The organism is Bradyrhizobium sp. BWA-3-5, from assembly GCF_032917985.1.
Taxonomy (GTDB): Bacteria; Pseudomonadota; Alphaproteobacteria; order Rhizobiales; family Xanthobacteraceae; genus Bradyrhizobium.
In genome coordinates this window covers 3,402,004-3,419,714 of sequence record NZ_CP136626.1, presented here as the reverse complement: position 1 = coordinate 3,419,714, position 17,711 = coordinate 3,402,004, and the positions used below count along the sequence as shown (strand labels likewise).

Sequence of the window (17,711 nt, the reverse complement as noted above, 5' to 3'; positions counted from 1 at the left end):
TCAGATCACCGGTTTGATGTTACTGTTTTCGTCGGGGGCGTGTTCGCGTACCACGATGCGTGATCTCAGCGACGCAGACACTGCATGAAAAAGCCCGACCATCGCGGCCGGGCTTTGTTACGGAAGCGCTTCGCTGAATGAGTGACATCAACCGTTGACGTCAACCGCTAGTGTGCCGCCGAGGTGTACTTCGAGACCAGGCCCTCGTAGGGCTTGAACGTCTGCTTGGCGAGATCGGTGTAGAGGCCCGCGATCTTCTGCGATTCAGCGACGAAGGTCTCGTAGGACGAACGGGCGAATTCGGTCTGCGCCTCGAGCGCCTTATCCAGCGACTTTACGCCGGAGAGCTTCTCGACAAACGACTTGGTGTCTTCGAACGACTTCTTGGCATAGTCGCCGTAGGCCGTCGCGATCGCCTGAACGCCGCTCTGCAGGTTGCTCGCGGAAGCGGCAACGGTTTCGAGATGCTCTTTGCCGTAGTTCTGAATGTCTTCAACCTTGACCATCAATGGAGTCCTTTCCCAGACTGCAGGTGCAAACCGATGTGCCGGGAGGTCCCGGCTCCCTGACGCATCACATATATGTGCACTGCACAATAAAGTCAAGAATTGTTGTGCGGCGCACAATGTGACGTATTAGCGGAAAAACCAGGGGTCTTGCGCAACGGTTAATTAATCTTTTGGAAACTCGCTCCGCCTAACCTGATTCCTGGACATGTTCGCCTTCCGACAGACGACATGAAAGTCGTTTGTGAACAGCAACTTAGCTAGAACAGCGACCTAATCGACCGAGCCGGCCGTCCACCAAGGCCAGACCGGCATCTCGAACGGGGAAATCTCAGCGGTTGTTGGGCACAATTTTGCCTCACGGGCCGGTGATCAAGACAGAAATTGGGACGGGGAAGTAAATGCTTCGTACAACCTTGGCTTCCTCACGCGCTTTGCGCGTGTGCGCCCTCGGACTGATTACCTTCACGACAACGATCCTGATCTCGAGCGAGAGCGCCGAAGCGCGCCGCTACAAGCACCGCCGCCACCATCACGTCGTGCGGGAAAGCTACAGCCCGCAATTCTCCTCGATCATCGTCGATGGCAATTCCGGTGCGGTCCTCAGTTCCAACAATCCGGACGGTATCCGGCGCCCGGCGTCGCTGACCAAGATCATGACGCTCTATCTGCTGTTCGAGCGCCTCGAATCCGGCAAGTTGAAGCTCGACAGCGAGATGGACGTTTCCGAGCACGCCTCCGAACAGGCGCCGACCAAGCTCGGCCTGAAGCCCGGCCAGACGCTGCGGGTCGAGGACGCCATCAAGGGCCTGGTGACGCGTTCCGCCAACGACGCCGCCGTCGTGATCGCGGAGGCGATCGCCGGCGATGAAACCGAATTCGCCAAGCTAATGACGCGCAAGGCGCGCGCGCTCGGCATGAGCAAGACCACCTATCGCAACGCGTCCGGCCTGCCCAACGACGAACAGCTGACCACGGCGCGCGACCAGGCCACCCTCGGCCGTGCGATCCAGGATCGCTTCCCGCGCTACTACCGCTATTTTGCGACCTCGGTGTTCAATTATCGCGGACAGGCGATCCGCAATCACAATCGCCTGCTCGGAAATGTCGAAGGCATTGACGGCATCAAGACCGGCTACACCCGAGCCTCCGGCTTCAACCTCGTCAGCTCGATGCGCCGCGGCAACCGTCACCTCGTCGGTGTCGTGCTCGGCGGCCGCAGCGGCGGTTCGCGCGATGCCATCATGCGCAACCTGCTCGCCGAAAACCTGGACAAGGCGGCGACCAAGCGCACCGTTGCCGCGATCACCGAACGCAATCCTTCCGCTGACGGCGCCGTCGACGTGGCGGAAGCCGAAACGGCCCCCTCGCGCATGATGGCTGAGGCACAGTCCGAGCCGGGCCTTGCCGCCATGCCAACGACCCGCTCGATCGCCCCGGCAAAGCCGTCGCTGATGGCCGCCGCCGCGGCAGCCCTCCCTGCGCCGCCCGCCAAGGTCGAGCCGCAGGCCAAGCCCGAACCCGCCCCGTTGACCAGCGGCGTCATCCAGACCCAGCAGATCTCGGCAATCCCTGGTTCGGCCGAACCGATGAAGCCGGTCAAGGTCAAGACGGTCCAGGTCAAGGCCGGCCCGATGAAGCTGGCCGCCGCCGGTCCCTCGCAGCCGGTAGCTCCGCCAGTCACCAGCGCGATTCCGGCGCGTCCCGAAGTCGCCGAAACCTCCAGCGCCGTCGTCGAAAAAGCCGCGGAGACCAAGGCGGAAGCTGCCAAGGAAGCTCTCCGGGCAGCCATGCCGCCGCAGCCGGCAGGTCATGGCACCGGTAACGGCGTGCTCGGCGTGTTGCCCGCTTCCAGCCTGACGCAGGCGCCCTCGCAGGCCCCGCACGCACAGGCGCTCGCCTATGCCGATCCGTCCCCGCGGCCGCAGCCTGTGGCCGCGCCGCCGAGCGAGGCGGTCAAGCCGGCTGTGGTTCGCACGGGCTGGATCGTCCAGGTCGGCGCGCTCGAAAGCGAAAGCGAAGCCAAGCAGCGGATCGATCTCGTCCGTAGCAAGGCGAGCAGCCTGCTCAGCAAGGCCGAGCCCTTCACCGAAACGGTCGTCGCCAAAGATCACCGCACGCTCTATCGCGCCCGCTTCGCCGGCCTCGACCGCGATCAGGCCGAGGCGGTCTGCAAGACCCTGAAGCGCGCCGACATCTCCTGCATGACCGTTCGCAACTGATCATTTTTCTTTTGAAATTTTCAAAGCCGGCGCCGCAAGCGCCGGCTTTGTTGTTTTCGGGGCACAGAAATGGCGACGCGCGCGTGATCTTGCAGAACGCGCCAAACGAAAACCTCTCGTCAAGAATTTGCCGCTAGGTTCCTTGTAACGAAGAGATCGACCACGCCGGAACAATGGCGGGCGATACGGGGGCTCAATAAGAGAACAGCAGCAACTCGCGGTTTGTAGCGTCGGTGGCGTGAGCCGGAGTTAGCTAGAGATGCGTGCGAAGAAGGGTATCCTTGGCCTCGTTTACGCGGGCAGCGAGATACGTCGAGCCCCCCTGGTCGGGATGCAGTTTCTTCATCAGGGTGCGGTGCGCCCGGGTGATGTCGTCGCGCCCCGCGCCCGGCTGCAGGCCAAGGATCTGATAGGCCTCCTCATTCGTCATTTTTCCGCTCGCCGCCGTACGGCGCTGCCCCCCTGCCGCGTCGCCTTGCGCGTTCTGACGCCAAGCGGGAAACCGGCGGTCAAGATAGCTTTCAAGTAAGGCGACGCTCTCGGCGTCGAAGGCGGCGGCCATCGCCAGCAGTTGCGGCAGGTCGAATTCGTCGAGCGAGCGGCCTGCATTCGGCCCATCGACGATCCGCCCGGACAATTCGCCGCTGTCGTGATCGAGCATCATCTCCAGAAACTGCGAGCGGACGCGCGAGGCCTGGCCTGACGAGCGCTGCGCCCCGCCGCCGAAAATCCCGCCGATATTGCCAAAGCCGCCCGGGCCGAAAGGCGACCAGCCGAGCAGGCCGGCGCCGAAAATGCCGAGCGGAATTGCAACGGCCAGCTCGCCGCGCAAGCCGGTATAGGCCGCAACGGCCAGCGACAGCACGCCGCCCGCGATCTTGATCGCGCGCGCGAGAACGACCGGATTGGCCGCCCGAAACATCTGCAGCAGCAAATACAGAACGACAACGGCGACGACGCCGGCAATCAGGGTTGGCATGGCGACAATATAGCCTTACCGATTCCGAAAAGCATGGTGCCCCGCACCGCGGCAACCAAAGTCGCCATCACTTCATCTGACCAATCAGCGCAGCCGCCCCGCCGGTCGTTTTCGCCAGGCGCAGCAGCGCTTCACGCCCGCCGGCGGCATAGGCCGCGGCGGCGCGCAGGAGCTCGCGCAGCTGCGCCGCAGCGCCCGGATCGAATCTGCACCACGCGCCGCCGGTGAGCCGCGCAATCTCGCGGAACGCCTGTTCGGCGACGGGATCATGGCCCTCCTGAAACATGAAGACGGGCACCTTGAGCAGGCCGAGCTCGCCGGCCCTGGCACAGAGATCGTCGACCTTCTCCTCCATGGCGTCGCCGACGAACACCACGGCGCGCACGCCTGATGCCACCGCCTCGCGGCGCGACTCCGACAGCACCTTGCCGATCTGGGTATTGCCGCCCTGGCAGTCGATCTTGCCCATCAGCCTCGCCAGTTGCGCCGAGTCGGAGATCCACCCCGTGGCACGGCATTCGTTGAAGCCGCGGTAATAGACCAGGCGGATGTCGAGGCTGCCTAGCGAAGCGGCCTCGCGAAACATGTCGGCCTGCAGCGCGCAGGCCATGTCCCAGGTCGGCTGCCGGCTCATGGTGGCATCGAGGGCGAACACCAGCCTTCCCTTCGCGCCGGCGCTATGCGGCGACATCGCGCGTGCTCTTGCGACGAAGGCGGCGATATCCTCCGATGTCGACGGCTTGGTTTCAGGCAGCGAGCCGTCTCGACGTGCCTTTGTCGAGGCAACGTCGCCGGCCGATTTCGGTTTGGTGGGCTCGCCAGCCATAAGCGCTCGCAGGGTAGCTGCAAGCCTTATGTGGGATGGCTGGAGGTGCCGGTCAATGCGCCGTCAATGCGGCGCAGCGGCGACGGTGCGACGGCTGTCGGCGGCCTAGTTCGTGACCGGCTTGTTCTTCGGCTGCGGATTGCTGGCCAGTGGGGTCGAAAGCGGCACCGGTCCCGGGCTGCTGCTCAGCACGTCCGGCACCTTGGTCGGCACCGGCTTCAACGCGCCGCTCTTGTCGGACTCGTCGAGGAACTTGTCGAGCATCGACTGGATCGACGACTTGGCGGCCTCCGGTCCGGTGTCGCGCATGTCGTTGTGCTGGAAGCCGGTGTTCACGACCGTGATGCCAGCCTGCTCGCACTGTTCGTCGTCAGGCACGACGCCGGGGTCCGCCTTGAAATGCGTATCCTTGGAACGGAACGACAGGATCTTGAACTTGCCGTCGGTCAGGAACGGAACGCGCAGATTGTCGAGCGTCACGACCTTCTTGATCTCGTCGGGAAACTCCTTGGCGAAATACATCGAGATGTCGCCGCCCATCGAATGGCCGACCATCGTCACCTTCTCATAGTCGGCGTTGGGCTGGATCTTCTTCATTTCGTGGATGGCGAAATGGATGTTGGCGACGCCGCGCTGAATCTGCGGCAGGCGGCCGACATAGGGTTCACCGATCTTGGTCACCATCGGCGGATCGGTCGGCAGATCATGCTGCGGGCTGATGGTGAGATAACCGCGCCAGGCGAAGATGTTCGCGAGGAACGAATACTCGGTGTTCTTGACGGTATTGCCGTGGTTGAGAATCGCAACCGGCAGCTTGATCAGGCCGGTATTGGCCTGCATCTCCTTGTCGCGACGAACGGCGATCTGCACAGCGACAAGGCGGTTGTCGCGGTTGGCATCGTGGAAGGCGATCGTCTCGTGACGGATCGCCCACTTGCTCGCGGTAAAATACGCGACAGCGACCAGCACCGAGAGTGAAAGCAGAACCAGAATTCCACGTTTCATTGTCGTCCTCGAGCCCGGCGAGGGGCCATCCCTGTTTGAGACTCTTCGGTCCCTTGTTGATGATATATGTCACGATGGCGTGACATAAAGGCCAAATGTTGTGTGTTGACCGCCTGATCGTTGTGCGGCGCACCTAGATATTGGGCACCGCTCAATCCCCACAAATTGACCCCGTTTTTACTTACGACGGCTCCTCTCAAGCTTTGGTTCGACCGCTGGATAAAAGTCTAATGAAAACGGGATGCTGCCCTCCCGGTTCCCAAAAATCCGCAAGGTGGAACAATACCGGCGCTAAGCCGCCGTGTAGATGACCAGCTTTAGCGCCGGATCGTCATTGGCTTGAAAGCTTACATACTCCAGTTTGAGCCGACCCTTTTTGGGATGGATCAAGGATTTCCGCCCCGCCGCTACGCTACTCACGTCATGGGCTTCCCACCAGCCTGCAAATTCGGGGCAGCCCTCCTCAAGTCGCGCCAGCAGATCGCGGAAGGCGGGATCGCCGGCCCAGAGGTCGTGCGTCGCCCGGAACTGCGCCACCATGCGCCTTGCCTCATCCGCCCATGACGCGCCGAACAGGCGCCGCGTCGCCGGATTGGTCAGCACGGAGAGCAGGCTATTGCGATCGGCTTCCGCCAGGCGACTGAAGGCAAAGATCTCGTCGGCCGCCGCATTCCAGGCGAGCACATCCCAGCGCCGGCCGGTGACGTAGGCCGGCAAATTGAGCTGCTCGACCGCGCGCAGGATCGCGGCGGGAACGCTCTCGCGGGCGAAGGTGCGGCGGTCGGCGTTTTGCGTCAGGTCCTTCAGATGCCGGTGCTCGGCCTTTGTCAGCCGCAGCGCGCGTGCGAGGGCGTCGATCGTCGCCGCCGAAGGGCTGACGGAGCGTCCCTGTTCGAGGCGGATGTACCAGTCGACGCCGATGCCGGCGAGCTCGGCCACCTCTTCCCGCCGCAGCCCTGGCGTGCGCCGCCGCCGGCCAACCGGCAAGCCGACCGCCTTCGGCGTCAGCTTCTGCCGCCGCGACCGCAGGAAGTCGCCGAGTTCGCTCTGCCTAGAATTCGCAATCGATGCGGTCATGCGCGCAAGTCCTGAGAGGGTCTGACAGTCCTAGGATAATACCAGGTCTTGTTGATCCCCTGAAGCTCGCCGAAAATGCGGATCTCACCGAAATGAGGAGGCCCCATGAAGGCAGCCGTTCTGAATGCGCTCGGATCGCCGCTTGCGATCGAAACCCTGCCTGCCCCGACGCTCGGCACCGGCGAAGTCATTGTCGATGTCATGGCGAGCCGCGTGCTCGCCTACGCCGGCGACGTGCTCAGCGGAGCGCGCAAATATCTGATGGAACTACCCATGGTGCCCGGCCCTGGCGGGATCGGCCGCGTCAGCGCCACCGGTCCCGATGCTACTCGGCTTCGTCCGGGCGACTGGGTCTATTGCGATCCAACGGTACGCTCGCGCGACAATGCGCTAGCGCCGGATATCGCGCTGCAGGGTCTAACCAGTGGCAGCGAGAGTGGCCTGCGCCTGCAGCGATATTTCCACGACGGCGCCTGGGCCGAGCAGATGCGCCTGCCGACCGAGAACGCGGTTCCGATCGGGACCATCGCGGAGAAGGACGCGGCGCGATGGTGCGCGCTCGGAACCCTGCTCGTTCCCTACGGCGGATTCCTGGCCGCGGAACTGCACGCCGGAGAGATCGTGCTGGTCAACGGAGCCACCGGCAGTTTTGGCAGCGCGGCAGTCGCTGTCGCCTTGGCAATGGGCGCGAGTTGCGTCATCGCAACCGGACGCAACGAGCAGGCGCTGGCAGCGCTGACACGGCGGTTCGGCGGCCGCGTCCGCACCGTGGCGATGCGCGGCGATGAGGCCGACGATCGCGCGCGCATTCTGCAGGCGGCGCCCGGCCCGATCGACTGCGTGCTCGACATCCTCCCACCCGCGGCCAACGCGGTGCAGGTGCGGACGGCGGTCATGGCGGTGAGGCCATACGGACGGGTGGTGCTTATGGGCGGCGTCGGCAGCGGTCTCGACTTGCCCTATTCCTGGATGATGCGGAACTGTATCACGGTGCTCGGGCAATGGATGTATCCGCCACATGCCGCCGTGCTGATGACCGGCCTGATCCGCGCCGGACTGGTCGACCTCGATCAGTTCGAGGTTACCACCTTCGCGCTCGACCATGCCAATGAGGCGGTCGCGCATGCCGCAGCTCACACAGGTCCGTTCAAGATGACGGTAATCCAGCCGCGATAGGCGGCGCAGCCCGCCGGCCGGGTTCAGGCGCTGATGATGTCGCCGATCATGTCGTCGACTTCGAGCGGCTTGTCGACCTGGGTAAACCATTCCGCCCGGTTGGCGGCCCGGCGGCGGCCACGCTCATCGAGCGGCAGCTTGAGCTGGCGCAACAGGCTGGTCACCTCCTCGCGCGCCGTCACATGGCCCATGCTCGGCCGCGTGCCGAGCGTGGCCTCGTCGATGTCGTCCAGCGCCGTCAGGCCGCGCGGGAAGAATTCCCGGTAGACCACCCGCTCGGCAAACCCGTCGATCGAACGGAAGCCGAGCCGCAGCGACAGGTCCTTCAGGCTGTCGGCGACCAGCTGCTTATTGCGCGAACCGATCATCGACAGGCGATTGCGCACCACGATCCAGTCGGTGGTGGCGCCGTCGAGCTGGCGGCGCTTGCGCCTGACATCGCGGACCATCTCGGCATAGTGACTCTCCCCAGTCACAGTATAGGTCGCGGGATCGACCGTGCCGAGCACGTCGAAATCGAGGAAGCTGTCGTTGATCGGGGTCACCAGCGTGTCCGCCATCGAGTGCGCCAGCCGCATCAGGTAGGAGTCCGAGCCCGGGGTGTCGATGACGATGAAGTCGAAGGCGCGCTCGACCGAGCCGACCGCCTCGGCGAATTGCTGGAACTCGGAATTCTCGTTGTCGGCGATCTGCATCGTCTCGCCGAGCTTGATGCAGTAATGCACCGGGATTTCGAGATCGAGGCCGGTGCGGCGGGCCCACGCGTTCCGGTTGGCGATGTAGCGGGTAAAGCTCTTCTGGCGGCAGTCGAGGTCGATGGTGGCAACGCGCTGGCCGGCCTTCATCAGGGCAACAGCAATATGCAGGGCGGTGGTGGATTTTCCGGATCCGCCCTTCTCATTGCCGAGCACGACGACATGCGCCGAACCCAATTGACCCTGACTCGCTTGCAGCAACATGACTCAACCCCCGCACGATATCTTCAAATCACGCGCGACTGCGCGTCAAGTGAAATGCGTACCGACGCATTCAATTCGCGCGTGGTGTGTCTTAATCATGAATCCCGATGGTGCGGTTTTCGTTCCGTCGCAGCGATCGGCGCGCAACGATTGCTCTGGCCTGCGCCAATCTCGGCGTTGAGCTGCCGCAAGCTTGCCATGTCAGCGCAACCTTGGCGGCAATGCTCCGGCCTTATAAGGTCGGCGCGCCCGCCGAACCGATCGGGGCTACTCGCCCCCGCGCCCCACCACCAGCCGCAAGAGATCGAAGCCAGATGTCGCGAAGTCCCATGGTCGTCCGTACCGTTCCCGCATTGCGCCGCGCCGTCGAGGCCTTGCGCGCCCGAAAGGCCGCCGTCGCGCTGGTGCCGACCATGGGTGCGCTCCATGACGGGCATGTGTCGCTGGTGCGGCTCGCCAGGCAGCGCGCCCAGAAGGTCGTCGTCTCGATCTTCGTCAACCCGACGCAGTTCGCGCCCACCGAAGACTTCGGTTCCTACCCGCGGACCTGGAAGGCCGATCTCGCCCGGCTCACGGAGGAGAAAACCGACCTGATCTGGAATCCGGACGTCAAGGTGATGTACCCGGACGGCTTCGCCACCAGGATCGTGCCGGAAGGTCCGGCGACCGTTGGGCTGGAAGATCGCTTCCGGCCGCATTTCTTCGGCGGCGTTGCCACCGTGGTCGGCAAGCTGTTCACGCAGGTACGGCCGGACGTTGCGATCTTCGGCGAGAAGGATTTTCAGCAATTGCGGGTGGTGACCCAAATGGCCAGCGACCTCGACCTCGGCGTCAAGGTGATCGGCTCGCGCACGGTGCGCGAGCGCGACGGGCTCGCGATGTCCTCGCGCAACGTCTACCTGTCGGCCGAGGAGCGGCAGATCGCGCCGACGCTCTATCGAGCCATGAAGGAAACCGCCAAACGGCTGAAGGCCGGCGGGGATTTCGAGGCCGCGATGGCCGCCGGCCGCGAACAGATCGCCGCTGCCGGCTTCGCGCTGGACTATTTCGAAGCCCGCCACGCCGCGACGCTGGCCCCGATCGCCTCGATGAAGGAAGGACCGGTGCGGCTCCTCGTTGCCGCCAAACTCGGCACCACCCGCCTGATCGATAACATCGGCGTGTAAGCCGCCGGGGCCTGCTTGCGCGGTGCCGCCGCCGGATTGAAAATCCTGCCGCAATGGATTTGTCCGCTGCAGGAACGGCCGATGTCGCTACGCGCTGCAATCCTCGGAGGCCTGATCGGCGTGATCGCGGCGGGGGCCGCGCAGGCCCAGGACCCACGACGGCCGGCGGTCGGCGGGATCGGTTCGCCGGTCGACGCCATGATCTTTTATGTCGCGCGCGGTGCAGATGGCGCCTGCGGGCCTGGCTGTTCTGAGTGGATCGCCGCCGAAGGCACCGTGCAATGGGACACCCACAAGCGGCTGATCGCGATCCTCGACCGCCAGGCCGGGCGCAAGCTTCCGGTGATCATCCACGCCTGGGGCGATTCCAACCTCAACGTCGCGGTAAGCCTCGGCCGTATCCTGCGCGACCACGGCATCGACACGACCGCGGGCACGACTGACGTCGAGGCCTGCAACGGCAAGAGCGAGGCCGAGTGCTTCGCGCTCAAGCGCCCGGGCGGGCCGCTTGAGGCCAAGGTGACGCTGACGGGCACGCGCTGCGATCTGGCGTGCGTGCTGACGCTGGCCGGCGGCGTCCATCGCACCCTGCCCGCCGGCACCCGGATGATCCTGGGCAGCATGTCGATTTATAATCGGCTGGCGCCCAATGTTTCGGAAGAACGGCGCCAGGGCCTGACCGCCCTTTTTGGCGATCAGTTCCGGCGCTACCTCAAGGAGATGGGGATCGAGCCTGAATTGCTCGACATCGTCGACCGGAATTCAGAAACCCGGCGCCCGACCGAAATGCCACCGTCCGAATGGCTTCGGCTGCACATCGTCACGTCGGCGGCGCTGTGAACGCTAAAGCAGACCGAGATCGCGCAGTTCGCGCCGCATCGGCTCCGGCATCGCCGCCACGCTGGCAGCGGAGGATTTGGTGAGGTCCGGCGGCGCGGAATCCGCGGTCAGATAGCGCCAGCCCTGGAACGGGCGCATCGGCCGCGGCGAGACGGCGAAGACCTTGGGCTGCATCACCAGGCGGCAACGTCCGATGCCGTCCTTATCGCGGAACGGCTCGATCGCGATGATCTTTTCGCGCGCGGCGATTTCGCCCTTGATCACCCAATAGAGCGAACCGCCGGCAAGGATTTCCACGTCGCGCTTCGGCGTCATCCGGGTGACATGAACGTGACGGATCGGCAGGCCTTTTTTCTTGGCGGTGGCCATGCGTTCGGCAACCCAGCCCTTGAGTTCCTTGACCGACTCGCAACCGACAGCAAGCTTGATGAGATGAAGCGGCATGATCACGCCGATTTAGCGGGCCGTGCGCGCTTTGGAAAGATCACTGCCTGTGGAGATCACTGCTCGTTTTCAGAAGCGGCCTGCCCTGACGGCGCGAGCTGCACCGGCGCAGTGGCCGGCCGCTTCGGCGCAGGAGGCGGTTTCTTGGCGGCGGCCGCCGCGGGGGATGGCGCCGGAGCCGGCGGCGTCGCCGCCGTGACCGAGCGCTGGGGAGGCGGCGATGCCGGCGCGGCGGCTGCGGGGGCCGACGGCTTTGCCGGCGGCTCGGGCGTCATGATGCTGACCGGCGGGGTGGAGGCCGAGGTCGGGAATTCGGCATTGGTCGGCTTGCCCGTGGGCGCGGATGACGGCAGCGCAGCGACCAGGCCGGCCCCGTTCTGCCCCGGCGCAGTCCACGAGGATGCATAACGCATGATCAGGCTTTCGTAGACGCGATCTTCCATATTGGCGGCGATCTGCCGCGTCTCGGTCAGCGAGCGGAACGCACGGCAGGACGACGGCGTGCAGCGGTCGCGCACCATCAGCACATAGGCCATCAACCCATAGCGGTCGCGCTCGACGGCGCGGCGCAGCGCCAGCAGGTCGGAGCCGCCTCCCTTGTTCGCGGTCGCGACATCGCCGAGCGAAGTCAGCAGCGTGATCTGGGACGCCGCGTAAGCCACGGCCGCGGCGATCGACTCGGCCGAACCGAACAACACCTTTTCGCACGCGGCCAGGACGGCATCGCCGGCGAGTTCATCGATGCATGAAAGCTGCGGCAACGGAGCAGTCGCCGTTTGGACCGGGCGCACCTCGGCCTGCTGCGGCACGGGCGCCGGGCCGAAGCCGCGGAAGGTCACCGCGCCCGCGACCCCGACGGCAAGCAGCGTGATAAGCGCCAACACGCCGGTGGCCACGGATCTCTCCGAGCGCAGCAGCGTGATCAGCACGACGATCCCGACAAATCCGGCCGTGGCCAGCGTCAGGTACAATGGAAGGTTCGGCGAGCGCCAGATCTGATCCAGCGAGACAGCCCAGTCCCAGTTCATGCGCGGTATCCCCTAGCGCAGCATCAATCGCAGTCGAAACAGGAATGCGACTTTCTCGCATTCGCTTTTCGGCAGAATGGTTCTGCGAACGGGGCCTTTTGACGGCGCTTAGATTGGAACTCCGTCAACAGGCTGGCTTGCACACAAATGATTCAGGAAATCGCGAGCTGGCTTTCCTTGGCGACCCGTTCGAAAGCTTCGGTCGAGCTTTTGATGCGATACTGGCAGTCGTCGCCATCGGTCGGCAACAGCCGGACGACCTCATAGGTGCCGCTGGCGGCCGGACGGGCAACATTGCTGGCAGTAAAATAGACAGTCTCTCCAACGGAGTACTTATGCTTCAACGCCCTCTCCATTACGCAAGAACGCCGGCCGCGCTCACGGTCCCGCTAGCTTTCGGCCGACTTGAGAACCCTGCGGCAACCTAGCACAGCCGCCTGCCCAAAAGCCAGCAGCATCGAGGCATGGCAAGCAGGTAAATTCCGCATATTTTTCAGGGCGGTAAGCGGTAATTTTTAGGGTTCCCGGGAAACCCGGGGCCCGCTCCCGCGGCCGGTTTTCCCAATTTAGGACAATCCACCTGGAATTGATCGAATGCCGCGGGCCGGCAGGCGCGGTCAGCCGGGCTGCCCGTCCGCAGCTCCCTGCCCTAATCAGACCGTCTCGAACCGCTCGATCACGAGCGTTTCGGCGAGACCGGCGCGGGTCCATTCCTGAAACGCCGGCAGCGACATCATCGCATCGTAGTAGTGGCCCGCCTCGCCCTTCACCTCGATCGCATAGGTGCGGAAACGGTGCACGACCGGCGCGAACATCGCGTCCGCGCCACCGAATGCGCCGAACAGGAACGGGCCGTCCTTGCCATAGCGGCGATGGCAGTCGGCCCACATCTCTTGAATGCGCGCCACGTTGGCACGCGCATCGTCCGACAGATCGATGGCGCCAACAGGACGGTGCAGATTCATGCCGCATTCGTTGCGCAGCGGCAGGAAGCCGGAATGCATTTCCGCCGAGATCGAACGCGCATGCGCCCGGCGCGCGCGGTCTTCCGGCCACAGCTTCGCCTGCGGGTATTTCTCTGCGAGATACTCGATGATCGAAAGCGAATCCCACACCGTGACGTCGCCGTCGATCAGCGCCGGCACTTTGCCGGAATCGGAAAAGCTCAAGATGCGATCCTTGTCGGCCTTGTCGTTGGTGTAGAGCGGGATGAACACTTCCTCGAACGGAATTTCATTGGCGCGCAGCGCCAGCCATGGCCGCATCGACCATGACGAATAGTTCTTGTTGCCGATAACCAGTTTCAACATTTGCGGGGAAATCCTGTTGGAACCCGCATCTTGCCATAGTGCACCGCACGCGTTCAACCTGTAGATCACGGTGCTAGCCACGCCATCATCGGAGATGCCGCCGCATGGCCGCCTATTGGGTCGATATCGCCGCCGTCGCCTTCTTCGTCGTCGAATGGCTGGCCTATGGCTTTACGCTCGAGCACACCGCCTACGGCCGCAACAGCCTGTCGGCGCGCATGAATGCCTATCGCGAGGTCTGGGTGCGCAACATGCTCGATCGCGAGGCGCGCATGGTCGACATGCAGATCATGGCCTCGCTGCAGAACGGTACCGCCTTCTTCGCCTCCACCAGCCTGTTCGCGATCGGCGGCGCGCTGGCGCTTTTGCGCGCGACCAACGACGCGCTCGCGGTGCTGCGCGAGCTGCCGGTCAATCTCAGCCCCTCGCCGGCGCTGTGGGAGATCAAATGCGTCGGGCTGATCCTGATCTTCATCTATGCCTTCTTCAAATTCGCTTGGTCGTATCGCCTGTTCAACTATGTTGCGATCCTGCTCGGCGCGATGCCGCCTTCATCACAGCGCGACACCGCTGATGCGGAAGCCCATGTGATGCGCACGACGCGCCTGTTCGAGGCGGCGGGCCGGCACTTCAACCGCGGCCAGCGCGCCTTCTTCTTCGCGCTCGGCTATCTCGGCTGGTTCGTCAGCCCATGGGTGCTGCTGATCACGACGGCGCTCGTCGTCATCGTCACGTGGCGGCGGCAGTTCGCATCGAACGCCTGGCGCGCGATGGGGAGTTAGGGCGCCTTCAAGCGAACCTGCCCGCGCAAACCAGTTTCAAATTCAGATGGCTGCCCCCGCCAGCAAGGAGGCGCCGCCAAGCGCGACCAGCGTGAGGCCAGGCCAATTCGATTTGAACCCAAAGCCGCCAGCCGGTCTTTCTGGTTCCAGGGTGTCGCCGGGCTGCCCGGCGCGAAGTCGTCTCCTACCGCTTAGTCGGCCACGCCAGATGGGCTGATAGGCCATCTGCAACACGCCGCCGAGAACAAGGAGCACACCAAGCCAAATGAATGTCATGCTCGTCTCCCGCCAGTGAATGGGCCGCGAGATTGCCCCCCTCAATGGCTCGAGGTCCCTGTTAGTCGGTTATGTTTCAACGTCTGGCGGGGGCTTTCGGACCATATCATTTTGTATCATTCCGTTTCGGAGACCGCAGTTCCATTTGGCCCCATGGGAATCGAACGCCTAGCCGGCGATGACGAGGCGCCCATAAAGCCTTTGTTGCCGTCTCCCGGCCGGGCATGTTATCTCCTCCGTCACCATGATGATGATCCGCATCAATATCGCTTCGGTCTTTTTCCTCAGCCGCTAACGGCTTGCCCGCACCGACGGGTGAACGGATGCGCCAGCCGTTTTCGGCAATGGCGCGTTCAAGGACCGAAATGAGCCGCCGCTAACCTCGCTGCGCGAGGTGATACCGGCTGGCCAGGCGATATGAGGACTTCATGCCTTCAAATACAGATGCACAACTGCGTGCGCTCAGCGACGCACAAATTGACCAATTTGTTGGAGATGGGTTTGTCCGGCTGGACAACGCCTTCCCGCGCCAGTTGGCCGAGGAAGGGCGCGCCATCCTCTGGCGCGATACGGGATGCGATCCCAACGACAGCAAGACCTGGACGCGACCGGTCGTGCGTCTCGGCTATTACGGACAGGGGCCGTTTCGGAAAGCGGTCAATACACCGGTGCTCCATGCTGCCTTTGACCAGCTCGTCGGCCGCGGGCGCTGGCTGCGGCGCGGGGACCTTGGCAGTTTTCCCGTGCGCTTCCCGCACGCGGATGATCCCGGCGACACCGGTTGGCACGTCGATCTCAGCTTCCCCGGCCCATCGGTTGATCCAAAGGAGCGGAACGACTTCGCTTCATGGCGGGTGAACGTCACCTCGCGCGGCCGCGCGCTACTGATGCTGTTCCTGTTTTCCGACATCAGTGAAGCGGATGCGCCGACGCGAATACGCGTCGGTTCGCACCTCGATATGGCGCGGCTGCTCAGTCCTGCCGGAGACGCCGGGATGTCGCACCTGATGCTCAGCGAGGTGTCCGCCGATCGTCCGGAAGCGCTGGCGACCGGCGGGGCAGGCACGGTCTATCTGTGTCATCCTTTCCTGATCCACGCCGCACAGCCGCATTGGGGATCGTCGCCACGCTTCATGGCGCAGCCGCCGCTGCATCCCGCCGAGCCTTTGCAGCTCGAACGGAAAGACGGCGATTATTCACCGGTCGAACTGGCGATCCGCCGCGCCCTGCAGGAACGCTGAGACGCGATGCCTCAAGGCCGCCCGGCATCCGGGCGGCCGCAATCCTTGTCAGCCGCTGAAATCATGCGGCGTAAAGCTGAGGTCGATCACTTTCCATTCGCCGTAGCGGTCTGCCGGCAGCATCGCGTAGGGCTGGCACGCCTGTAACGCCCGGATGGCGCCCTGCATCAAGAGCGGACCCTTCATGGAGGCGCTGGCCTCGATCAAGATCGGGTCTGCCGCGAGGCGGCCGTCGGGCGTCATCAAGACGCGCAGCTTGACCCTGACATCGTCATTGCTGGCCAGCGAAGCCGGCAGCTTCGAACAGGTCTTGAGATGCCGCCGGAATTCCGCAACGACGCTGCTCGATAGATCGGCAGCCTCGGTCGCCGGCCCATCGAAGGCATCGTCGCCCCTGTTGTGGGCTTGTGCCGATGTCGGCGGCATTGGCGAGAGGTCCGGCGGCAGGCCGAGCAGCACCTGATATTTGATCGAGACATCGGGCTCGGGCTGCTTGTAGGCCGGGGCCGCCGGCTGCGATGGAGGCGGAGGCACCGGCTGGGGCGCAGGTGGCGTGAGTGCCGCCTGCTTCTGCGGCCGTGCGGCTGGCGCAGGTTGTGCGACGGGTGCAGGCTGTGCGGCTGGCGGTGGAGATGCCGCGGCAGGCTTGTCAGCCGGCGCGAAATCAGGTGGCGGCTCCGGCCTGGTCTCGGCCGCCTGTTGTTCAGGCGGGTTCGGCTGCTCGGGCACGTCCTGTGGCGTCACGATCTCGACCGGAATCTGTTCGGCGGTCACTGTGCCGAACGGATGCACCTCGGAAAACAGCACGAGCAGCGTCAGCAGCGATACATGCGCAACCGCCGACGCCGTGATGTCAGAGGATATGATCCGCCGCAGCTCCATCGGATCGCAACGATGTTCGCTAGCCCCCTAATATCCTCCAGCATAGCGTCCGGCGGCGCCCGTCCTCAATCCCATTTCGGCGCAAAGCCGAAATCGGTGAGCCGGCCGCTGGCGCTGCCCATGGCGGAAATCTCCTGCATGTCTTCGTCCGACAGCTCGAAATCGAAGATCTCGATGTTTTCCGAGAGCCGCTCGAGCCTGGAGGTTCGCGGGATTGCCGCGACGCCCTGCTGCACCAGCCAGCGCAGCGAGACCTGCGCCGCCGTCTTGCGGTAGCGGTCACCAATCCGTTGAAGCGCGCGGTCGTTCTTGATGCGCCCCTTGGCCAGCGGATTATAGGCGACGACCGCCATGCCATGGCGCGCGCAGGCGTCCTTCACCTTGGTCTGGTCGAGATAGGGATGGTATTCGACCTGGTCGCACACCAGGGGTTCCGAACACGCGGCCACCGCTTCCTCGATCAGGGCGACGGTGAAATTGGACACGCCGATATGCCGCGCGAGCCCCTGCCGCTTGACCCGCGCCAGCCCGCCCAATGTCTCGACCAGCGGCACCTGTGGATTCGGCCAGTGCAGCAGCAGCAAATCGACCTCGGTCAGGCGCAGCCGCACCAGGCTTTCCTTGGCGGAACGTTCCAGATCATGGGGCGCGAAATGCGACGGCCAGACCTTGGTGGTGATGAAGACCTGGTCGCGCTTCACGCCCGCGGCGCGCAGGCCCTCGCCGACCTCGCGCTCGTTGTCGTACATCTGCGCGGTATCGATGTGGCGATAGCCGAGCCGGAGCGCCTGCTCGACGAGCCGCGCGCAAGCGCGGCCGCGCAATTCCCAGGTGCCCAGCCCGATCGCCGGAATCTTTGCGCCATTGGCTTCGACAGACAGCATCGGTTGTATCCGCGAGATCAGCCCCATTATGGGCTGCGTAAACAGCCGTGCCAACAGTTACCGCGGTGGGCGAGCGCATGCCACGCATCGATCCCTGGTAGACCGGAT

General features: G+C 64.2%; 19 protein-coding genes. 6 read left to right on the top strand and 13 right to left on the bottom strand.

What is annotated here, in order from left to right:
- Window positions 1-167: 167 nt before the first annotated feature.
- On the bottom strand, window positions 168-506 hold the full coding sequence (locus RX331_RS16435; RefSeq protein ID WP_317257519.1) for a phasin family protein: 339 nt from the start codon (window positions 504-506) through the stop codon (window positions 168-170).
- A gap of 401 nt (window positions 507-907) precedes the next feature.
- Here RX331_RS16435 and RX331_RS16430 point away from each other — a divergent pair, with 401 nt between their 5' ends.
- Window positions 908-2,728: a serine hydrolase gene (locus RX331_RS16430; protein ID WP_317257518.1), complete on the top strand. Its 1,821-nt coding sequence runs from the start codon at window positions 908-910 to the stop codon at window positions 2,726-2,728.
- A 253-nt stretch (window positions 2,729-2,981) separates the two neighbouring features.
- Here the strand turns inward: RX331_RS16430 and RX331_RS16425 are convergent, their stop codons facing one another.
- The 4 genes from RX331_RS16425 to RX331_RS16410 all read right to left on the bottom strand — a co-directional run bounded on the left by RX331_RS16425 (window position 2,982) and on the right by RX331_RS16410 (window position 6,603).
- A complete protein-coding gene (locus RX331_RS16425) occupies window positions 2,982-3,707 on the bottom strand; it encodes a DnaJ domain-containing protein (protein ID WP_317257517.1) in 726 nt (241 codons plus the stop codon).
- Between the two features lie 67 nt (window positions 3,708-3,774).
- A complete protein-coding gene (locus RX331_RS16420) occupies window positions 3,775-4,533 on the bottom strand; it encodes a VWA domain-containing protein (protein WP_317257516.1) in 759 nt (252 codons plus the stop codon).
- Window positions 4,534-4,638: 105 nt separating this feature from the next.
- A complete protein-coding gene (locus RX331_RS16415; RefSeq protein ID WP_317257515.1) occupies window positions 4,639-5,538 on the bottom strand; it encodes an alpha/beta fold hydrolase in 900 nt (299 codons plus the stop codon).
- A gap of 291 nt (window positions 5,539-5,829) precedes the next feature.
- Window positions 5,830-6,603 (bottom strand): helix-turn-helix transcriptional regulator, encoded by a 774-nt coding sequence (locus tag RX331_RS16410; protein WP_317258149.1) that lies wholly within the window; start codon window positions 6,601-6,603, stop codon window positions 5,830-5,832.
- 117 nt (window positions 6,604-6,720) lie between these two features.
- On the opposite strand from RX331_RS16410, the gene RX331_RS16405 reads away from it, so the two are divergent.
- Window positions 6,721-7,791, top strand: coding sequence for a zinc-binding alcohol dehydrogenase family protein (locus RX331_RS16405; protein ID WP_317257514.1), 1,071 nt, complete (start codon window positions 6,721-6,723; stop codon window positions 7,789-7,791).
- A 23-nt stretch (window positions 7,792-7,814) separates the two neighbouring features.
- On the opposite strand, the gene RX331_RS16400 is transcribed toward RX331_RS16405, so the two are convergent.
- The gene (locus RX331_RS16400; RefSeq protein WP_317257513.1) at window positions 7,815-8,750 is read right to left on the bottom strand and encodes a division plane positioning ATPase MipZ; all 936 of its coding nucleotides are present in this window, start codon (window positions 8,748-8,750) and stop codon (window positions 7,815-7,817) included.
- A 314-nt stretch (window positions 8,751-9,064) separates the two neighbouring features.
- Between RX331_RS16400 and panC the strand changes: the two genes are divergently transcribed.
- Together panC and RX331_RS16390 are read left to right on the top strand one after the other, a co-directional pair.
- The gene (panC, locus tag RX331_RS16395; protein WP_317257512.1) at window positions 9,065-9,916 is read left to right on the top strand and encodes a pantoate--beta-alanine ligase; all 852 of its coding nucleotides are present in this window, start codon (window positions 9,065-9,067) and stop codon (window positions 9,914-9,916) included.
- 81 nt (window positions 9,917-9,997) lie between these two features.
- Window positions 9,998-10,756 carry a hypothetical protein gene (locus tag RX331_RS16390; protein ID WP_410708284.1) on the top strand — a complete coding sequence of 253 codons (759 nt, stop codon included), beginning with the start codon at window positions 9,998-10,000 and terminating at the stop codon, window positions 10,754-10,756.
- A 3-nt stretch (window positions 10,757-10,759) separates the two neighbouring features.
- Here the strand turns inward: RX331_RS16390 and RX331_RS16385 are convergent, their stop codons facing one another.
- From RX331_RS16385 to RX331_RS16370, 4 genes are all read right to left on the bottom strand, one after another.
- Window positions 10,760-11,200, bottom strand: coding sequence for a DUF1489 domain-containing protein (locus RX331_RS16385; protein ID WP_317257510.1), 441 nt, complete (start codon window positions 11,198-11,200; stop codon window positions 10,760-10,762).
- A gap of 56 nt (window positions 11,201-11,256) precedes the next feature.
- Entirely contained in the window at window positions 11,257-12,228 is a 972-nt protein-coding gene (locus RX331_RS16380) for a hypothetical protein (protein ID WP_317257509.1), read from the bottom strand.
- 152 nt (window positions 12,229-12,380) lie between these two features.
- A complete protein-coding gene (locus RX331_RS16375) occupies window positions 12,381-12,584 on the bottom strand; it encodes a hypothetical protein (RefSeq protein WP_171712330.1) in 204 nt (67 codons plus the stop codon).
- A gap of 297 nt (window positions 12,585-12,881) precedes the next feature.
- Window positions 12,882-13,538: a glutathione S-transferase family protein gene (locus RX331_RS16370; protein WP_317257508.1), complete on the bottom strand. Its 657-nt coding sequence runs from the start codon at window positions 13,536-13,538 to the stop codon at window positions 12,882-12,884.
- A 104-nt stretch (window positions 13,539-13,642) separates the two neighbouring features.
- Here RX331_RS16370 and RX331_RS16365 point away from each other — a divergent pair, with 104 nt between their 5' ends.
- Entirely contained in the window at window positions 13,643-14,320 is a 678-nt protein-coding gene (locus RX331_RS16365) for a DUF599 domain-containing protein (protein WP_317257507.1), read from the top strand.
- Between the two features lie 42 nt (window positions 14,321-14,362).
- Here RX331_RS16365 and RX331_RS16360 read toward each other — a convergent pair whose 3' ends face one another.
- Window positions 14,363-14,596 (bottom strand): hypothetical protein, encoded by a 234-nt coding sequence (locus RX331_RS16360; protein ID WP_317257506.1) that lies wholly within the window; start codon window positions 14,594-14,596, stop codon window positions 14,363-14,365.
- A 428-nt stretch (window positions 14,597-15,024) separates the two neighbouring features.
- Between RX331_RS16360 and RX331_RS16355 the strand changes: the two genes are divergently transcribed.
- Window positions 15,025-15,837, top strand: coding sequence for a phytanoyl-CoA dioxygenase (locus RX331_RS16355; RefSeq protein WP_317257505.1), 813 nt, complete (start codon window positions 15,025-15,027; stop codon window positions 15,835-15,837).
- A gap of 48 nt (window positions 15,838-15,885) precedes the next feature.
- On the opposite strand, the gene RX331_RS16350 is transcribed toward RX331_RS16355, so the two are convergent.
- Window positions 15,886-16,719 carry a hypothetical protein gene (locus RX331_RS16350; protein WP_317257504.1) on the bottom strand — a complete coding sequence of 278 codons (834 nt, stop codon included), beginning with the start codon at window positions 16,717-16,719 and terminating at the stop codon, window positions 15,886-15,888.
- 65 nt (window positions 16,720-16,784) lie between these two features.
- On the bottom strand, window positions 16,785-17,603 hold the full coding sequence (locus RX331_RS16345) for an aldo/keto reductase (RefSeq protein ID WP_317257503.1): 819 nt from the start codon (window positions 17,601-17,603) through the stop codon (window positions 16,785-16,787).
- Between the last annotated feature and the right edge of the window lie 108 nt (window positions 17,604-17,711).

Excerpts from the sequence above, each read along its gene's own strand:
- RX331_RS16370 (WP_317257508.1), bottom strand. The coding sequence starts at position 13,538 with ATGTTGAAACTGGTTATCGGCAACAAGAACTATTCGTCATGGTCGATG.
- RX331_RS16420 (WP_317257516.1), bottom strand. The coding sequence starts at position 4,533 with ATGGCTGGCGAGCCCACCAAACCGAAATCGGCCGGCGACGTTGCCTCG.
- RX331_RS16400 (WP_317257513.1), bottom strand. The coding sequence starts at position 8,750 with ATGTTGCTGCAAGCGAGTCAGGGTCAATTGGGTTCGGCGCATGTCGTC.
- RX331_RS16365 (WP_317257507.1), top strand. The coding sequence starts at position 13,643 with ATGGCCGCCTATTGGGTCGATATCGCCGCCGTCGCCTTCTTCGTCGTC.
- RX331_RS16375 (WP_171712330.1), bottom strand. The coding sequence starts at position 12,584 with ATGGAGAGGGCGTTGAAGCATAAGTACTCCGTTGGAGAGACTGTCTAT.
- RX331_RS16405 (WP_317257514.1), top strand. The coding sequence starts at position 6,721 with ATGAAGGCAGCCGTTCTGAATGCGCTCGGATCGCCGCTTGCGATCGAA.
- RX331_RS16385 (WP_317257510.1), bottom strand. The coding sequence starts at position 11,200 with ATGCCGCTTCATCTCATCAAGCTTGCTGTCGGTTGCGAGTCGGTCAAG.
- RX331_RS16415 (WP_317257515.1), bottom strand. The coding sequence starts at position 5,538 with ATGAAACGTGGAATTCTGGTTCTGCTTTCACTCTCGGTGCTGGTCGCT.
- RX331_RS16390 (WP_410708284.1), top strand. The coding sequence starts at position 9,998 with ATGTCGCTACGCGCTGCAATCCTCGGAGGCCTGATCGGCGTGATCGCG.
- RX331_RS16355 (WP_317257505.1), top strand. The coding sequence starts at position 15,025 with ATGCCTTCAAATACAGATGCACAACTGCGTGCGCTCAGCGACGCACAA.
- RX331_RS16430 (WP_317257518.1), top strand. The coding sequence starts at position 908 with ATGCTTCGTACAACCTTGGCTTCCTCACGCGCTTTGCGCGTGTGCGCC.
- panC (WP_317257512.1), top strand. The coding sequence starts at position 9,065 with ATGTCGCGAAGTCCCATGGTCGTCCGTACCGTTCCCGCATTGCGCCGC.
- RX331_RS16425 (WP_317257517.1), bottom strand. The coding sequence starts at position 3,707 with ATGCCAACCCTGATTGCCGGCGTCGTCGCCGTTGTCGTTCTGTATTTG.
- RX331_RS16435 (WP_317257519.1), bottom strand. The coding sequence starts at position 506 with ATGGTCAAGGTTGAAGACATTCAGAACTACGGCAAAGAGCATCTCGAA.
- RX331_RS16380 (WP_317257509.1), bottom strand. The coding sequence starts at position 12,228 with ATGAACTGGGACTGGGCTGTCTCGCTGGATCAGATCTGGCGCTCGCCG.
- RX331_RS16345 (WP_317257503.1), bottom strand. The coding sequence starts at position 17,603 with ATGCTGTCTGTCGAAGCCAATGGCGCAAAGATTCCGGCGATCGGGCTG.
- RX331_RS16350 (WP_317257504.1), bottom strand. The coding sequence starts at position 16,719 with ATGGAGCTGCGGCGGATCATATCCTCTGACATCACGGCGTCGGCGGTT.
- RX331_RS16360 (WP_317257506.1), bottom strand. The coding sequence starts at position 14,596 with ATGACATTCATTTGGCTTGGTGTGCTCCTTGTTCTCGGCGGCGTGTTG.